At 54.8% G+C, this 15,996-nt stretch carries 10 protein-coding genes; 5 read left to right on the top strand and 5 right to left on the bottom strand.

From position 1 onward, the window contains the following. Window positions 1–20 precede the first annotated feature (20 nt). The 4 genes from JMJ16_RS30025 to JMJ16_RS30010 all read left to right on the top strand — a co-directional run bounded on the left by JMJ16_RS30025 (window position 21) and on the right by JMJ16_RS30010 (window position 10,442). Window positions 21–5,138, top strand: a complete 5,118-nt coding sequence (locus JMJ16_RS30025; protein ID WP_201387569.1) for a hypothetical protein — start codon at window positions 21–23, stop codon at window positions 5,136–5,138. Between the two features lie 458 nt (window positions 5,139–5,596). Then, the gene (locus JMJ16_RS30020; RefSeq protein WP_201387568.1) at window positions 5,597–6,427 is read left to right on the top strand and encodes a hypothetical protein; all 831 of its coding nucleotides are present in this window, start codon (window positions 5,597–5,599) and stop codon (window positions 6,425–6,427) included. A gap of 159 nt (window positions 6,428–6,586) precedes the next feature. Further along, window positions 6,587–8,302: a M14 family metallopeptidase gene (locus JMJ16_RS30015; protein ID WP_201387566.1), complete on the top strand. Its 1,716-nt coding sequence runs from the start codon at window positions 6,587–6,589 to the stop codon at window positions 8,300–8,302. Between the two features lie 100 nt (window positions 8,303–8,402). Next, window positions 8,403–10,442, top strand: a complete 2,040-nt coding sequence (locus JMJ16_RS30010; RefSeq protein WP_201387564.1) for a S9 family peptidase — start codon at window positions 8,403–8,405, stop codon at window positions 10,440–10,442. 49 nt (window positions 10,443–10,491) lie between these two features. Here JMJ16_RS30010 and JMJ16_RS30005 read toward each other — a convergent pair whose 3' ends face one another. From JMJ16_RS30005 to bcp, 5 genes are all read right to left on the bottom strand, one after another. Next, window positions 10,492–11,643, bottom strand: coding sequence for an SMP-30/gluconolactonase/LRE family protein (locus JMJ16_RS30005; RefSeq protein ID WP_201387562.1), 1,152 nt, complete (start codon window positions 11,641–11,643; stop codon window positions 10,492–10,494). Continuing rightward, window positions 11,630–13,117 (bottom strand): tRNA (N(6)-L-threonylcarbamoyladenosine(37)-C(2))-methylthiotransferase MtaB, encoded by a 1,488-nt coding sequence (mtaB, locus tag JMJ16_RS30000; protein ID WP_201387560.1) that lies wholly within the window; start codon window positions 13,115–13,117, stop codon window positions 11,630–11,632. The genes JMJ16_RS30005 and mtaB overlap by 14 nt, the downstream gene beginning before the upstream one ends. Window positions 13,118–13,285: 168 nt before the next feature. After that, window positions 13,286–13,942 carry a DUF2085 domain-containing protein gene (locus tag JMJ16_RS29995; protein ID WP_201387558.1) on the bottom strand — a complete coding sequence of 219 codons (657 nt, stop codon included), beginning with the start codon at window positions 13,940–13,942 and terminating at the stop codon, window positions 13,286–13,288. A 36-nt stretch (window positions 13,943–13,978) separates the two neighbouring features. Next, entirely contained in the window at window positions 13,979–14,239 is a 261-nt protein-coding gene (locus JMJ16_RS29990; protein ID WP_201387557.1) for a glutaredoxin family protein, read from the bottom strand. Between the two features lie 220 nt (window positions 14,240–14,459). Then, window positions 14,460–14,957, bottom strand: a complete 498-nt coding sequence (gene bcp / locus JMJ16_RS29985; RefSeq protein ID WP_201387556.1) for a thioredoxin-dependent thiol peroxidase — start codon at window positions 14,955–14,957, stop codon at window positions 14,460–14,462. A gap of 524 nt (window positions 14,958–15,481) precedes the next feature. Here bcp and JMJ16_RS29980 point away from each other — a divergent pair. Then, a complete protein-coding gene (locus JMJ16_RS29980; protein WP_201387555.1) occupies window positions 15,482–15,952 on the top strand; it encodes a hypothetical protein in 471 nt (156 codons plus the stop codon). The last annotated feature ends 44 nt before the right edge of the window (window positions 15,953–15,996 follow it).

Raw genomic sequence — 15,996 nt, 5'->3', positions numbered from 1 at the left:
GTAGCGAAAGAGAGGGATATATGCCTACTATTGCACAATGGTGCGCTGGCTGCAAGCTACCCATCCATGGCAGCCCTCCAGGAGAGGAATGCCCTCGTTGCCAGTATCCAGTCGAGTTAGAGAAAGAGAAGAACTTTCTTAGAAGGTCGATTCAGGACCTTGTGCGGGTCGCAGCCTACCAGCATAGGAACATCACCGTAGGGCAACTGATCGTGCAACACCAGGCTCGACTTAATACGCTTCAGCAGATACGCCTGGAGATACCAGCGCCAATGCCGTTGACTCCGCCCACGCCAGCTATGAACACTCAAGCGCCATCTGTCGTGAGTGAGAAACAGGTGCCTACACTTCCTATCAGCGCACCTGTAGATCATATACACAATGGTATGCCATCAGTAGAGCCAACACGAGTCGTCCAGCCTGGACCAGCACAAAGCCCAATAAGTCCAGTCATACCTGTGAGAGCAAACACAAGTCGGTCTGAGGAGGCTTTGGCGCCCAGCCCAGAGCCTCAGGCCGTGACACGATCTCCACGCCAGATGTTCTCGTTGCGGACCTTCTTTGAAGACCAGACCATCAATATTGTGGCCTCGCTGGGTGCGTTTCTCCTTCTCACAGGGTCGCTCAACTTTATCGCTACAACTCCGGATCTGTTGAAATCATTTATTGTAATGCTCCTGGTGCATATCGTCTTTGGCGCCACCGGGATTGTAACGCGCAGGTTCGATAGTTTTCGGATCGTCTCGATCATCTACACTGCCATCTTTGCCTTGCTTATTCCCCTGGTCAGCTTCTCTGCGTACCGCCTGGCGTCTGGAAGCCTGGTGACATTTTCACCTGCGGCACTGGTAGCCATGGTCACGGCATATGCGGCAATAGCGTACGGATCGCTCGCGATCTATCAGCGCTTTAGTCTCTTTAGCTACCTCTCGCTGGCGGCGCTGAGCATCGCTGATGTCGCGACCCTCAGTGCCTTTCACCTGGCCTTGCCCTGGCTCTTTTGTGGGCCAATGCTGTTGGCACTTGGAGCGATGCTCTGTCTTCCCCCCGATAAGAATAGCGCAAGCATCTTTGATGGAAGGCTGGCAGTCTTGCACGACCCACTACGCGTCTGCATGTACCTCTGGGTAGGCATCTGCGCACTGGGAGCCCTTTTGACTATAGCGATAGCGCTCTCATCTGAATACATCATTCTGCCCGGCATCTCCAACCTGGAGGAGAAGATTGCGCTCTGTGGACAGATCGCGTTGCTTTTAGGTTGGTGCGCGGGTATGGCCTGGCGAACACGCAAAACATATTGGGTCACGGGAACGTGCTACCTGTTTATCGTCCTGGCACTCACCATCGCCTTTGCCTGCTCACTACGCCCTGCTGGCTACGCTGTCGTACTTATTAGCGTGGCCGCCTACTATCACATACTGCTGCGCTTCGCGCCTTCACTCATGCGCCAGTTCAGAACGCAGGGCCTGGAGAAACAACTGGAAGACATAAGCTTAACACTGATAGCGCTCGCTCCCCTGGTCGGTGAAGCAAGCATGCCTCTACACGTGTTCCTTAAGACCTTCACGCATAACGACTGGTTGCCTCTTCACACTCCCACAGCTATGATAGATAGCATCGCGACCCTGGTGGTTTGCATCCTTGGTTTACTCCTCACGCTCAGTAGCGTCCAATTACATACCAAGTTGCAGCGTCAACTGGCTCCTGCTCAGGCACGCTGGTGCTGGCTCCTCCTTCTCTGCGGATTCTTACTCTACTGGCTCTGCGGTGAGACTCTGCTGCTCAGCTCGCTTCATCCCACCTGGCTATTCCTGGGCGTCACGCTGCTGCTTACCGCCCTGGGCTTTCAGACACGCGCGAGATATAGCCAGGCATGGAGCAACCCCATTGAACTTGTCGCCCTCACTGGCATGGGCCTGACGTTGTTTTTCGCCATCTCGCAAACGGCAGCCATTCAGCTCAGCCTACTACTGGGATTCGAAGTGATCAGCTATGGGCTTGCCATTGCGCAACGACGTCCTGGCCTTCTAGTACTGTCAATGGTGTTAGGCGTCCTGGCAATAGGGCCACTCTTTGACTATATTCCGTTCTTCTTTAGTCTCTGCCTGGTCCTTCCTGTACTCGCAGCGGGGATCTCGCGCCAGTTCGCGCAATGCTGGCCTCGTAGAGTCGAGACAAGATACCAGCGCATCACCTGGGAATGGCCTACCCTCTTCCAGGGGTTGCTGTATGGCCTCCTCTATGCAAGCATGGAGAGCATACAGGCCCTCTCTGGGGCAACAACGGGCGTGCTCGCCGAGAACTTGCAGCCTATCGCGATACCTATTCTCCTGGAACTGGCACTCCTGGCTGCAGCCTGGTATATCGGTGCAATCCTGGCACGCAGACCCTTCTGGTTGATTGTTTCCGCGTTCTTTGCGGGCGTAGCCATCTGCCTGCCCAGTAATAATTTCTTGTTCCTAGCATGGCTTGCTCCAATGAGCATTCTCGTCGCACTGGCTGCGCGCATGCGCTTTGGGAGAGTTTGGAGTGCGCCACTGGCAATAAGCGCCTTTCTGGCGACACTGATGGTTGGCATTAGTGGAAGTGTTCATCATGAAGCGACGCTCACCACCTGGGTTCTGCTCCTGTGTGCCTCACTCTACTATGTAGCAGGCATTATCAGCCAGGAGCCTGCCGTGACTGGCCTCACACCAGCTACCTTAGTCCTGCTTATCGCGTGCTCGTTTGCGAACTTCTCCTTGTTGACATGGATAGCCCCGATCAGCATCCTGCTTATGCTGGGCGCGCATCTCTGGCTTGGGCGCACCTATAGCGTTGCCCTGGGCATAACCGCGCTGATAGCGACCATCACGCTAGGTGTACTGGGAACCAGCAGCGGCAACCAGACGATGTTACACGCAACCTTCTGGCTACTCCTGCTCTGCGCGACCCTCTTCTATGGCGCGGGTCTGCTCAGTAAGGGACTCGAAGAGACCTGGATTGCTGTGCTTTTCGCGGCATGGGGCCTCTTCCTTCCCACCAATACCTTTAACATGATCGTCTGGATCGCGCCACTCGGCATACTACTGGCGCTAGGAATACATCTTCTCATGGGGAGAGCGCGGGCCCTGCCAATGTTCGTGATAGTTGTCCTGGCAACATTTGATGTAGGGCTGATGGGAATGACGAGTGGGAATTCTACTACCCTGCTCGCAACCTTCTGGCTGCTCCTGCTCTCTGCCGCACTCTACTATATCGCGGGTCTGCTCAGCAAGGAGCATGAGGTTACCTGGCTCGCTGGCATATGCACAATCTGGGCCTTCTGTCTGCCCATCAATACCTTTGCCATTCTCACCTCGCTTGCACCTACCAGTATCCTCCTCGCGCTCGGTATTCGCTTGTGGCGTGGGCCACGCCAGGCGCTAGCGCTCACAGTTTGCGCAAATGTTGCTACTATCGCGCTTGGCGTGCAGGGCACCATCTATGGTGAAATGGCAAGCGCGAGCTGGGTTCTCTTGCTCTGCGCACAACTCTTCTACGTCGGTGGACTGGTAAGTGAAGATCCGTTCTTTACATGGTTGGCACCTGCGTACACGACCTGGTCGGTATATTACGCGGGTGCGCTGGGTGATCTCTATCGTCCTGTGCTGATCGCGCTAACCTTTGCCCTGCTAGGAAGCGTCAGCAAGTACATAGCCTTCTTTCGCGGTGGGGAAAGAGACGAGAAGCGTGACTGGTGGCACAACTATAGCCTGCCGCTCTATGCCACGGCCCTGGCTTCGGCCTTGTTGACAGGAATTTATGGCTCGCTCTCAAACGTCAACTTTCCTTTCTATGCCGCCGTGCCGGATATCCTCATCGTATACGCGCTCGTCGCCTATGGTGTCCTGCTTAATGAGCGCAAGGCTCCGACACGCTGGCAGGCGCTGGTGTTTGCTTTTGCGGCCTGGGGCTTGCTCCGGGCAACCAGGGTACTTACATGCGATCCCGTCTCACAGGCATGCTCAGTACAGCAGGTGCAGCAGCAAAGCACATACCTCTTAACCCTGACCCTGGGCCTGGGAGGTGTGGGATTGCTCGTGGGACGCCTAGTAAAGCTCTTTGCCAGAGGAGGCAAGAAGCAAGAGAGGGAGACCCAGTTTCTGGCCTTGCCATGGAATGCCTCCTGGTACCTCGCCAGCCTACTTGGGTTGCTGCTTATGTTTGGCTGGCAGATGCAGATTACGCAACATCACTATGCGGGTCTTCCCTCAGGCATGCTGGTGACACTGCTCGCCTTGAGCCTTGTTGTGATGTTGGTGGAACGCATGCCAGAGCTTGTGCTTCTCTCCAGCGCCCTGGCCCTATGGATCATCTCCACTCTACCCTTCACAAATTGGCAGGCGGCGCTGGCGTATAGCGCTCTCAATATACTCATCTTCACCTCACAATGGCTCTGGCACAGGCTACGCCCACGCACTCACTGGCTCCCCACATCAGGGCTTGCCACAATCGTCAGTCTCATGGGGCAAGTCCTGGTGGTTGGCAGCGTGATTATGCAGGGAGGATTAAGCAGCAGTATACCGGTTCTGGCCCACACAGGCGCCTTCACACTCCTGGTCCTGTCTATGCTCATCGCGTCCTATGGCTATACGCAAAGGAGGACAAACTGGCAACGCTGGGCTTACTACAGTGCCTGTTTACTTGGTAGCCTGGCTCTATCGTGGGAATTGCTGGCGCTTCAGCAAACGCAGTTTGATGTGCTCACCCTACCACCAGCGACAGCTCTTATTCTGATCGCAGCATTCTTGCAACGGGATGAAGGTCTGCTACAACAGCGAGCGGGCGCGCAGTTGTGCGCGCTGGCTGGCACGGCCCTCCTACTCCTCCCCACGCTCTGGCTCAGCTTCCAAGGGTCGGAGCTGGCGCCCACGCTGCTCCTGGGAGGAGAGGCTCTGGTGCTGCTGCTGGTGGGTATCGGAACTCATATCCGCGTGTTTGTGCTCAGCGGAGCGGGCCTGGTAGTAATCGCGGCTATGCACGCGCTCTTCCTGCCCTCGCTCGGCCTGCCATCCTCGCTCGCCCTGGCCATTATGGGACTCAGCTTGTTAATCCTGGCAACCGCCTTAAGCCTGACCCGCCACCGCTTGCGCTCCGCCTGGACACAGTGGCAGTAAACAAAAGATAGACATGGTATGTGGTGGAAAAATGCGGCGCATTTTTCCACCACATACCATGTCTACGCCAATAATTATCGCCTGGGTAAATTATGAATTTTTTTCAAAACGAAAATAGCTTTAGAATTTATCAATAATCCGATTCAGTACTAAAAAAGGGCAAAATATGTACTGCTAGTTGTATTATTTCGCGCCTGTTGTGATATGATGGGACAGGATAGAAGAATCACAACCTGGAGAGTTTGTTGGTGCCAAGTAAGGGAAATAGCGCCAGGGTGAGTTGGCGAGGACGGCTATTTACAAACCTATTTCTTACCAATACATATACCCCAGAGAACAGGGGTATGTACTCTCTTGCCTAAAAAATACACGAGCAGAAGCAATACGTGCAAAGAGCCAGGAACGGCGGAACATATGGAAGATGCAGCCGGGTTCATTCTGCTATCGAGGAGGAAGACATGGATCTATCGTTGCGGTTGGACACCTTGGGATTAGTGGAAGTGAGATACTTGCGGGGCCGCGAACGTTACCGGGACTGGCCCCAATTTGAGTTACTCGCAGCGTCAAGACAGGCAAGAATCTTAGCCTACTTTCCTCGCGAGGTGGCCGAACAACTGCACCAACAAATTCTCATGGTCGAGGCAGCCGTAGGCCTGGAAAGTGAGGAGGAGACGGAGCATGAGGAAGGCGAGGGCCAGGAGGTGGGTGTGGCTCACGAAGGAGAAACAAAGACCAGCGAAAAAGATGGTTCTACATTCTCCCCCGCCTTCGCCCAGGCACTCAAACAACTCAATGAGCTTGCACGCCAGCGCTTACCAGAAGCAGGCATCCCCGGCAACCAGACCAGCGGAGATCTCTCGCAAGAGATAGACGCTCTCGGGGATGATGATGACGCGTTAGAACAACTGCAAGACGCCTTTAGCCAGATGATGGAAGTTGTACGCGAACTGGCCGAAGAGATTTCTACTGACGCGCTCAAGTTAACGGGACGCTTCAAGTGCGCGCGCACCAACATTGAGTTCATTCCTCGCCCTCACACCAGCGAAGACAGTGATGATGATGATGATGACGAAGACGAAGAGCTTGAAATCGATACCAGCAGCGGTGTCATCGACATCGAGGTTGAGCTGGTAATGGTGCTTCAGCTCTTTGAAGAGGGGCGCGCACGCCCTGACGATCTGGCCGCGGTAGAGCTTCAGCTCGATGTAGACGATTTTGAACGCCTGCACGAAACGCTCGATTTCGCTATGGAGCGTGAGCGCCGAGGCCGACGCCGCCCCAAGGCGTAAAATAGTCTCGGCCACCTGCTGTACGCCCTCAAACGTACAGCAGGTGATACCCCACTTAAGGGCAGAATGCTCGTCCTATAGTGCCCCAAACATTCTCCTTCATCAATGCAACGCCAGGCTAATAGAGAGGCCTTTTTAGAATAGAGACAGGACATCACCATGCCCAATGCTATTGTTCATCAGGAGTTCGACCCTCAGCAAGGAAAGCTTTCATACTACACCTACGAGATACTGACCAAACTCCTCTTTGAGCTTGTCGAAGCGCACCCACAGCTTGCCACCATCGAGTCTCTAGGCAAAAGTCTGGAAGGGCGTGAAATCTGGCTCGTCACCTTGACCAATCAGGCAACGGGGCCGGCCCTGGAAAAGCCAGCCTACTGGATCGATGGCAATACACATGCAGGTGAGGTTACTGGCTCAACCATCGCCCTGTATACCATCTGGTCATACCTGACACGCTATGGGCAGGACGAAAAAATCACGCGCCTGCTTGACCGCACCACCTTCTATATTTTGCCACGCCTGAGTGTGGATGGAGCGGAACGCTACCTGACTACACCCTATACTCTGCGCAGCAGTACCCGGCCCTATCCCTATGACGATGCCCATGATCCCGATGGACTCTATCCCGAGGACATTGATGGGGATGGCGAGATCCTTATGATGCGTGTCCCAGACCCCAATGGGGCATGGAAAAGCTCCAGGCAAGATGCACGCATTATGCGCCGCCGCGAGATTGATGAAGAAGGCAGAACCTACTATCACCTGATGACCGAGGGCCTCATCCGCAACTATGATGGCTACCTTATTCCTCTTGTTCCACGCAAAGAGGGTCTGGACATCAACCGCAACTACCCCTATCAATGGGCGGCGGAGAATGAGCAGTCTGGCGCGGGGGCCTATCCCTTCTCAGAGCCAGAGACACGGGCCGAGGCCGAGTTCTGGCGCACCCATACAAATATTTCAGGCTTTGCCTCTTACCACACCACCTCCGGCGTCCTGCTGCGTCCATACAGCACCAAGTCTGATGATGAGATGTTGCCCTCAGACCTGGAGGTCTTCAAGCTCCTTGGCGAGAGGAGTCAGGAGATCACGGATTATCCAGCCGTCTCAACTTATCATGGCTTCCGCTACGGACCTAAAGATCTGACAAAGGGCGCGATGGATGACTATGTCTATGATCACCTGGGCTGGTTTGGCTTTACAGTTGAACTCTGGGACTTGCCCACCACAGCAGGCATCGGGCCACGCGACTTCATTCCCTGGATGCGCTGGCACCCAGAAGAGGATGACATTAAACTGATGCAGTGGAACGACGAGGTCATGCAGGGCGAGGCCTTCGAGGACTGGCGTCCCTTTGAGCATCCGCAACTGGGAGCGGTTGAGATCGGCGGCTGGAAGAGTAAGCTCTACCGACAGAACGCACCGCTGCGCTATCTGCCAGAGATGTGCGAAAAACATAGCGCCTTCACTCTGATGCATGCCTCGCTCAATCCCTATCTCAGTCTCTACGCCCTCAAGGTCGAACAGCAAGCAGAGCAGATCTACCATATCACTGCCGTCATCGAAAACAATGGCTTTCTCCCCACAGACACTAGCGCCCAGGCTCGTGAGCGCAAAGTGGTGCGTCCCCTTCAAGTAACCCTGAGCCTGCCAGAGGAGGTTGAACTGCTGCAAGGGAAACAGTATCAAGAGGTGGGCCAATTGGAGGGACGCTCTAATAAGCTGCAAGGGAGCTATGGGCGCAGCATTACTGACCATCGCTGTAAAGTAGAATGGACCATCAAGGGACCAGCACATGCTACACTAGAACTAACAGTCCAGGCACAGCGCGCTGGTGTTCTACGGCGCACCATTACCCTCGAAAATGGCTAAGCTATAGGTGTAAGAGTAGAAGTCATGCTGGCATGGCCCGCCCTCGCAGAAGAAGGCCAGGCAAGCGCTGCCCCTACACATTACCAGAAAGGTTGGATTCATGACACGGAACATCACTATTGAAGACCTCTATCGTATGCAGTTTATCGATAGGCCGCGCATCTCCCCAGATGGCAAACAGGTCGCCTATGTCGTGACGCGCATCGACGACAAGAAGCATGCCTATCGTTCAAGCATCTGGATCAGTCCCACTGAGGGTGGAGAGGCGCGCCGCTTTACCCAGGAGACCGAGTTGACCAGTGCACCAACCTGGTCGCCCGATGGGCGCTGGCTGGCCTTTGTCGCCAAGCGTGAGAGCAGCGATCAGCCTCCCACGGCGGAGCAGAAGAAGCTTGGCAAGGATAAGCCCCAGATCTGGATCATGCCCACCGATGGCGGCGAGGCGCGCCAGCTTACTTTCATGGAGCATGGTGCCTCATCTCCCGCCTGGTCACCCGATGGCCAACACCTGCTCTTCAGCGCACAGGTCGGGCCTGCTGATGAGGAAACGGAAGACGGCAAGGCGCTGCCCAAAGTGCATGTGATAGACCAGCTCTGGTATCGCCTGGATGGCGTTGGCTTTATTTATGAGCGCCGCTCGCATCTCTTCCTGATCCCACGCGAGGGCGGAGAGCCACAGCAGTTGACGGATGGCGATTGGAACGATGGCGATGCTGCCTGGTCACCTGATGGAAAGCAGATCGCCTTCACCTCTGACCGCAACGAGGAGCGCTGGCGCCTTCCTGGAGCAGATGTCTATGTGCTCGCGCTTCAGGATAACAAGGTTGTGGGTGAGCCACACATCCTGACCGATGGCAGCATGGGATGTTCCTCACCCTCCTGGTCAGCAGATGGGCAGCAGATCGCCTTTATCGCGTCAAAGAAAGTTGGTTCGGCAGGGCATGCCTATCTCTACACCATCGCCGCCAGCGCAGAGAAAGGCGAGCCGAAGAACCTGACGCCCGAGTTTGAGGGAACGGCCCTCGAATTCACCAATAGCGACGTTGGCGATGAGCATCTGATGCCGCAGCCTGCCTGGTCCGCCGATGGCAAGACGCTCTATGTCCTCTCCTCGCGTCGGGGCGCCTCGCGTATCTATGCCATCTCCACCACCAATGGCGCGGGCAAAGAGCCACCGACGGTCACCCCTGGTAATGTGCATGTACGCGACTTTAGCATCGATCACAGCAAGCAGACCTTCGCGATGAATGTTGCCGACGCCACGCACCCACAGGAGATCTTCGTACGCTCAGCCGAGACCAATGGCGAACTGCGCAAGATTACCGGCTTCAACGATGCCCTACTCAATGAGCTCCAGCTGGCAACGCCAGAGCACTTCACCTATGAGGGGGCTGATGGCTGGCCTATGGATGGCTGGGTCTTAAAGCCGCACAACTTTGATCCCTCCAAGAAGTATCCCCTGGTCCTGGAGATTCATGGCGGGCCGCAAACGCAATATGGCTATGGCTTCTTCCACGAGATGCAGCTTCTCGTTGCCGAGGGGTATGTCGTCCTCTATACCAATCCACGCGGTAGCTGCGGCTATGGCTTTGAGTTCGCGCATGCTGTACGCGGGGCCTGGGGCGAGAAAGATCCCATCGATATCATGAACGGCGTCGCCGAGGTTGTACAGCGTGGCTATATCGACACTGAGCGCATGGGCGTTACTGGGGGCAGCTATGGCGGCTTTATGACCAACTGGCTGATCAGCCACAACAACCGCTTTAAGGTCGCGATCACCGACCGCTGCGTCAGCAACATGGCGACCATGTTTGGCACAAGCGATATAGGCTGGGACCTGAGCTATGACAACCTGGATACCACACCCTGGGAGGACCTGGAGAAGTATATGAATATGTCGCCCATCAAGTATGTGCAGAATATTCGTACGCCGCTCCTCATCATCCACAGCGACCAGGACCTGCGCTGTAACATCGAGCAGGGAGAACAGCTCTTCGCCGCGCTCAAATATATGGGACGCGAAGTGCGACTGGTACGCTTTGAAGGGCAGAGCCACGGTCTCTCGCGTGGGGGGCATCCACGCTCACGCCAGGAGCGCCTGCGCCACATCCAGAGCTGGTTCGCGAAGTACCTGCAATAGTCTATAAATTAGCATAAAGGGAGCGTGCTCACATGCGAGCACGCTCCCTTTATGCTAATTTATAGACACCTAATTTGTCGCTGGCGCTCCCAGTAAACCAGAGTTGCGTGTTGTCGCTGGAGAGGGCAAGCCCGAGCGGATAGGCACCGCTCGTTGGAAGCGGCGTGAAGATGAGCGCATGCGACTTCGCGTCGAGACGGGCCAGGGCGTTCTCAGAAGGTACGCTCATCCAGATATCGCCGTTGCTCAGCGCCACGACATCATAGACCGTCCCGTCTGTCTCCTGGCTCTTCTTCGAGGAGACCGGATACGAGGTAAAACGCGTGCTGGCTGGCTCAAACTTCAGCAATTGGAGCTTGTTGAAGCCGGTAGCCCAGATAGTACCCTGGCGGTCGCTGGTGACCTGCATCAAGTAGAGCTGAGGATCGGGCAGGGGATAGAGCTGCACCTTACCGCTGGCTGGATCGAGGCGCGCTAGCTGGGCGGAACTCGATAGTGTTACCCAGAGCATACCCTGGTGGTCCAGCGCCAGACCATAGGGATTGAGCTTCTGTACGCTGGGCTGAGCAGAGAGCGGATACTGCTTTATCTCTCCTGTTTTTGGATTTAGCATGCCAACGGAGTCGGCATTCAGCTCGGTAAACCAGGCGTTGCCGTGGGGATCGAAGACGATCTCGTTGGGAGCCGAAGAGAGCTTTAGCGTCTTCTGCGCATCCTGGGGATCGGGAATACTCAAGATCGGTAGATGGTAGTTTTTAAACTGTCCCGAGCGGGGATCATAGTGCCCGATGAAATTGCCATACTCCTCGGCAAACCAGATCGTATCGTCGGGGGCAACCGTGACCCCCATCAGACCACCCGCGCTCTCTGGAGGCGTCATTTGTTGAAGAGAGCGCGTTCGGGGATCAAGCACCGCCAGGTAGCCACGCGACATCTCGGAGAACCAGACACGGCCTTGTGAGTCGACAGCGGGCCGCATCAAGCCACTATGGGCTTGTGGCAGTGCATATTCACGAAAACGTCCCGAGGTAGAGAGGGTCAGGGGCGGAGTATCCTGTGTGCCGTTACTGCTACCCGCCTGGCTATCCTGGGTAAAATTGCTACAGGCAGGCAGCAACCATAAGAGCAGGCAGAGCAAGGGTAGCAGCCATGTCAGCCGTCGAGCTTGTTGAGTAGAGGGCAGGCCTTTAGTGCGCCACATATGCGCCATGGATGCCATCATCAACCAGATGCGAGAGACGCGCGGTGACCAGCTTATGCTGCCAGGCACTCTCGGGATTGGGGAGATCATGCAGTTCAACGCGCAGGTAGTTATCAGTGAGACCCTCCCAGTAACCGTGCTTGGACTGCTCAATCAGCACATCCACGGTCTGGCCCAGGAACTGCTGGCGGAACTGACGGCTATGTTCCTCATTCAGGGTAAGCAGGCGAGCACTGCGCTCCTTCTTGACCACGTCCTTAATCTGTCCACGCATGCGTGCGGCTGCGGTTCCCTGGCGGGCGGAGAAGCGGAAGACATGCGTTTTGGCAAACTCCAGCTCTTGCGCAAGCTGATAGGTCAGCTCAAAATCCTCATCGGTCTCGCCAGGGAAACCAGTGATGATATCGGTACTGATGGCCACGCCCGGGATGCGCTGCTTGGCGGTCAGAATGATCTCACGATAGCGGGCGCTGTTATAGCGGCGAGCCATGCGACGCAGGATGTTGTCGGAGCCGCTCTGCATGGGCAGGTGGAAGTGGCGACACATACGCGGGTCCTGCCAGAGGTCCAGCCACTCCAGGCGGAAATCCTCAGGCTCCAGCGAAGAGACGCGAATGCGGGGCATATCGGTCTCACGCAGAAGGGTCGCGATCAGGTCGCCCAGGTCCTTCTGCTCATCCCCCGCAGGATGGTAGTCGCCCAGGTGAATACCGGTCAGCACGATCTCCTGGTAGCCCGCGCGCGCCTTGCGCTGCACATGCTCCACGACAGAGTCGATAGTTCGGCTGCGCGAGTTGCCACGTACGTAGGGAACGATGCAGTAGGTACAGCGATTATTACAGCCATCCTGGACCTTCATCTGCACACGGGTACGCGAGAAGATGCGCGCGTTGGCCTGCTCCGTGGTCTGCGTATTATCGGTAAAGGGCGAGAGGCTGGAGGGGTTTTCAGGCGCTGGCTCAGGCTCTGCCGGTAGGAAGTCCAGGGCATTATCGCTCCCGATATGCTGCGTATCCAGCGGCAAGACGGGCAGAGCGCGGCGCGCAGGCATCTCATCTATAGGGGGCGTTGGCGCCTCTGGTTCTGAAGCAGCGACCTGGCTTGTCATGGACTCATAGCGCTGCTTAATGGTCTCGACCAGCGAGTCTTTGCCAGTGTTGCCAATCACCATATCGACGCCGGGGAGCGCGGCCACACCCTGCGGATTCAACTCGGCATAACAGCCGGTGACCACGAGAAAGGCATCTGGATGGCGGCGCTGGGCCTGTGCGATAAGCTGGCGCGAGCTGCGGTCGCCCAGATGCGTCACAGTGCAGGTATTGACAATATAGATATCGGCGGCCTCGTCAAAGTCACGCCGAATAAAGCCAGCAGTGCTCATCTGCTCGCCAATGGCCTCGCTATCGGCCTGATTTACCTTACAGCCAAGCGTCGTAACGGCGAATGTGGTTTCTTGTGTTGTGTGCTCAGACATCTTTACTACTATCTTCCACGCGCTCTTTACGTTATGCAGGAGGTTTTATCTTCAGAAAATGATTGGTGTCTGTGCATGATTATAGCGCATTATACTTTGCTTGGGTAGTATGTATAACTCACGAAGACCAGGGCATTGCTCTTCGTGAGTTATTACCCCTCTCTCCTTTTACGCATTCTGAGAAGAGGCTTGGGCCGCGCTCTCCTGGCCCGGTATTCTAGTGGGATAGGGAGAGGCAACAGGCAGGGAGAGGCTCTTTTGCATCATGGGGAGAGCGAACCAGACATTGCCGAGGCCAAAGAGCGTGCCTGTCAGCAGGCGGAGCTGCCAGGTGCTTTCGCGTAGACCGAACATCTGCGTTAGCCCATCCCAGGCAATAGGAAGCATCAGGATCACCCAGAACCACCAGGGAATGCCGGGTATGCGCTTCTTGGAGAGGGTAAAGATCAGGCTGCCAATGAACATCGAGGTATAGATTGAAAAGTTGCGTGCGCACATGCCGAGCTGGTGACCAAAAATGTAGAAGGAGTGCGAGGGAATCTGTGCGCAGACGAGGTGCAGCGTGTAGAAAATGGGCTTAGAGAGGACGTCCAGTCCCAGGTAAGAGAGGAAGGGAACAGAGATGGCAGCAAAAACGAGTATTCCCAGACCGACGGTAACAATCGTCGCCCAGTGCTCGGTGAGAAAATCTCCCATCTTATTAGAGAAGTCCGACAGGGATTGAATGATACGCGGTTGCTTGCGAGCTGGCCGAGAAAGTTGACCCGGCCTCAATGGTAGCTGCTGTTTACCACGCCCAGTTGTATGCAGAGAAGATGTTGCCATGATGCTTTAACCTTCGCTTGCCCTTCTTCTATAACGCTACACGCCAAAGGCGCTCGCCAGTGCCTCATACTCTATACGCCCCTCGGCGAGAATAGTTTCATCACGTACCACAACGGGGATACGGTAGCGATACGCCTCAAAGAGCGCCATATCGCTGCGAATATCGACCTCGTCCAATAGGAACTCGACCTCGGACGCGATCTCATCTAATATGTCGCGGGCCTCATCACAGAGATGGCAGCCTGCTTTTGTATAGAGTATGACCTTCGGCAAGGCCTGGGGTAATGCTTCGCTCAAAAATCCGCTTCCTTTCCCGCACATCTGCTAGCTTCGCTTTTAATCATACTACGCCCTCTGCAAGAAGGCAATGTCATGAGACAAGCAGTTCATGTCTATCTTTCGCGCCTGCGGCGCTCAAGGAGTAAGGTGTGTGTGCCTGGAAAACGGCTTTGCCGTTTTCCAGGCACACACACCTTACTCTAAAGACAAGTGTAAGGAGCCAAGGCTGGCAGCATGTTTAGAGCTGGAGGGCTTCCACTGCCTCGAGCACTTCGTTGGCGTGATTGTCGGGCTTTACCTTGGGCCAGATCTTGCGAATGACGCCTTCTTTATCGATTAAGAAGGTGGCGCGCTCGACGCCCATGTATTTCTTGCCGTACATGCTCTTCTCTTTATAGACATCATAGTTTTGGGCTACCTGGGCCTCGGTGTCGGAGAGCAGCGGGAAGGGCAGGCCGAACTTCTCAGCAAACTTCTGGTGTGACTTCACGTTATCTTTGCTGATACCCAGGACCACAACTCCACGCTGTTGCAGCAGGTGGTTGGCATCGCGGAACGAGCAAGCTTCCACAGTACAGCCTGGAGTATCGTCTTTTGGATAGAAGTACAAGACAACGATTTTGCCTTTGAGATCGCCCAGGTGTACCTGGCCATCGCGTACGACGCTCTCATCGCCAACGGCGGGCAGGGTAAAGTCGGGAGCTAGTTGTTGCTCCTGAATGGCTGTATCGCTCATTGAATGTCTCCTTGAAAGACAATTTGTATTCGTTTGTGTATATGCAGAGTGAAGCAAGCCACGAGCGGCGTTAGCTCCACTTTCTTGCTCTATAAACATAGCATATAGAGATAGTTTTGTCTCTATAGCCTGACCCAGCACAGGCTGATCCGCTAACCAGGTTTGACCTTCTCCAGTTGCTCGCGTATCAAAGGGCGGTCAACGGTCATAAATTCGTAGCGTTGATATTCGCTCACCTGGACTATCTTCCTCCTGTACAATCAGGTACAAACATATTACTACTCAACGCCCATAGTATGTTCAACTCCACAAATTAAGAGAGAGCACCCTCCGGACAATTCTTTGAAAGACGGCAAGATTTCTCAACTTGTCGTCCCTCGGCGCGAACTTGTTGGGATGCAAGATACCTCATTGAGAGGAAATACCTCTCATTATATTGAAACCAATCGATAGAGCAAAAACGTAAGACATATGACCTTTGTCTTTGCAGTCAATTTGTATCTAGAGGAGATAGATCTCTCATTATGAAGACGACAAGAGACATTCAACATGAAACATATAGCACCCCAACAGCGAGCCTGGACACAACACAAAATGGCCGTGGATCGGGGAATAAAGCCTGGGGCACGATTGCAGTGATTGGGGCATGCATAGTCATTTCCCTCTACCTGGTCGTTCCTCTGATGATTTTCTTTAGCGGGCTGCATGATTGGATGACACAGTTGCTCTGCGCCCTATTCATTCTCACACTTGGTGAGTTTATCATATGTAGCATCTTGATCAAGACGTCACGTGCCAGGAAATTGCACACGCAAGAGATGCGTACACTACAGCAGCAACAGCATAAGAATACAATCGATTCCACAGCACAGAACATGCCCTTCAATGTACTGGTAGATGCGGAAACGGAGCGATTTCCTGTGGCACACTCGCAACAGTCAGCAAGCCCTTTTGAACAAGATGAAACAGTAAAAATACCAGTCACGAGACGATAGAAACTGAAGAACACCTCTATATCGACTTCTTTAAAAAAATTATA

The organism is Ktedonobacter sp. SOSP1-52 (genome assembly GCF_016587395.1).
This window is presented reverse-complemented; position numbering and strand designations above follow the sequence as displayed.

Excerpts from the sequence above, each read along its gene's own strand:
- JMJ16_RS30025 (WP_201387569.1), top strand. The coding sequence starts at position 21 with ATGCCTACTATTGCACAATGGTGCGCTGGCTGCAAGCTACCCATCCAT.
- JMJ16_RS30020 (WP_201387568.1), top strand. The coding sequence starts at position 5,597 with ATGGATCTATCGTTGCGGTTGGACACCTTGGGATTAGTGGAAGTGAGA.
- JMJ16_RS30015 (WP_201387566.1), top strand. The coding sequence starts at position 6,587 with ATGCCCAATGCTATTGTTCATCAGGAGTTCGACCCTCAGCAAGGAAAG.
- JMJ16_RS30010 (WP_201387564.1), top strand. The coding sequence starts at position 8,403 with ATGACACGGAACATCACTATTGAAGACCTCTATCGTATGCAGTTTATC.
- JMJ16_RS30005 (WP_201387562.1), bottom strand. The coding sequence starts at position 11,643 with ATGTGGCGCACTAAAGGCCTGCCCTCTACTCAACAAGCTCGACGGCTG.
- mtaB (WP_201387560.1), bottom strand. The coding sequence starts at position 13,117 with ATGTCTGAGCACACAACACAAGAAACCACATTCGCCGTTACGACGCTT.
- JMJ16_RS29995 (WP_201387558.1), bottom strand. The coding sequence starts at position 13,942 with ATGGCAACATCTTCTCTGCATACAACTGGGCGTGGTAAACAGCAGCTA.
- bcp (WP_201387556.1), bottom strand. The coding sequence starts at position 14,957 with ATGAGCGATACAGCCATTCAGGAGCAACAACTAGCTCCCGACTTTACC.
- JMJ16_RS29980 (WP_201387555.1), top strand. The coding sequence starts at position 15,482 with ATGAAGACGACAAGAGACATTCAACATGAAACATATAGCACCCCAACA.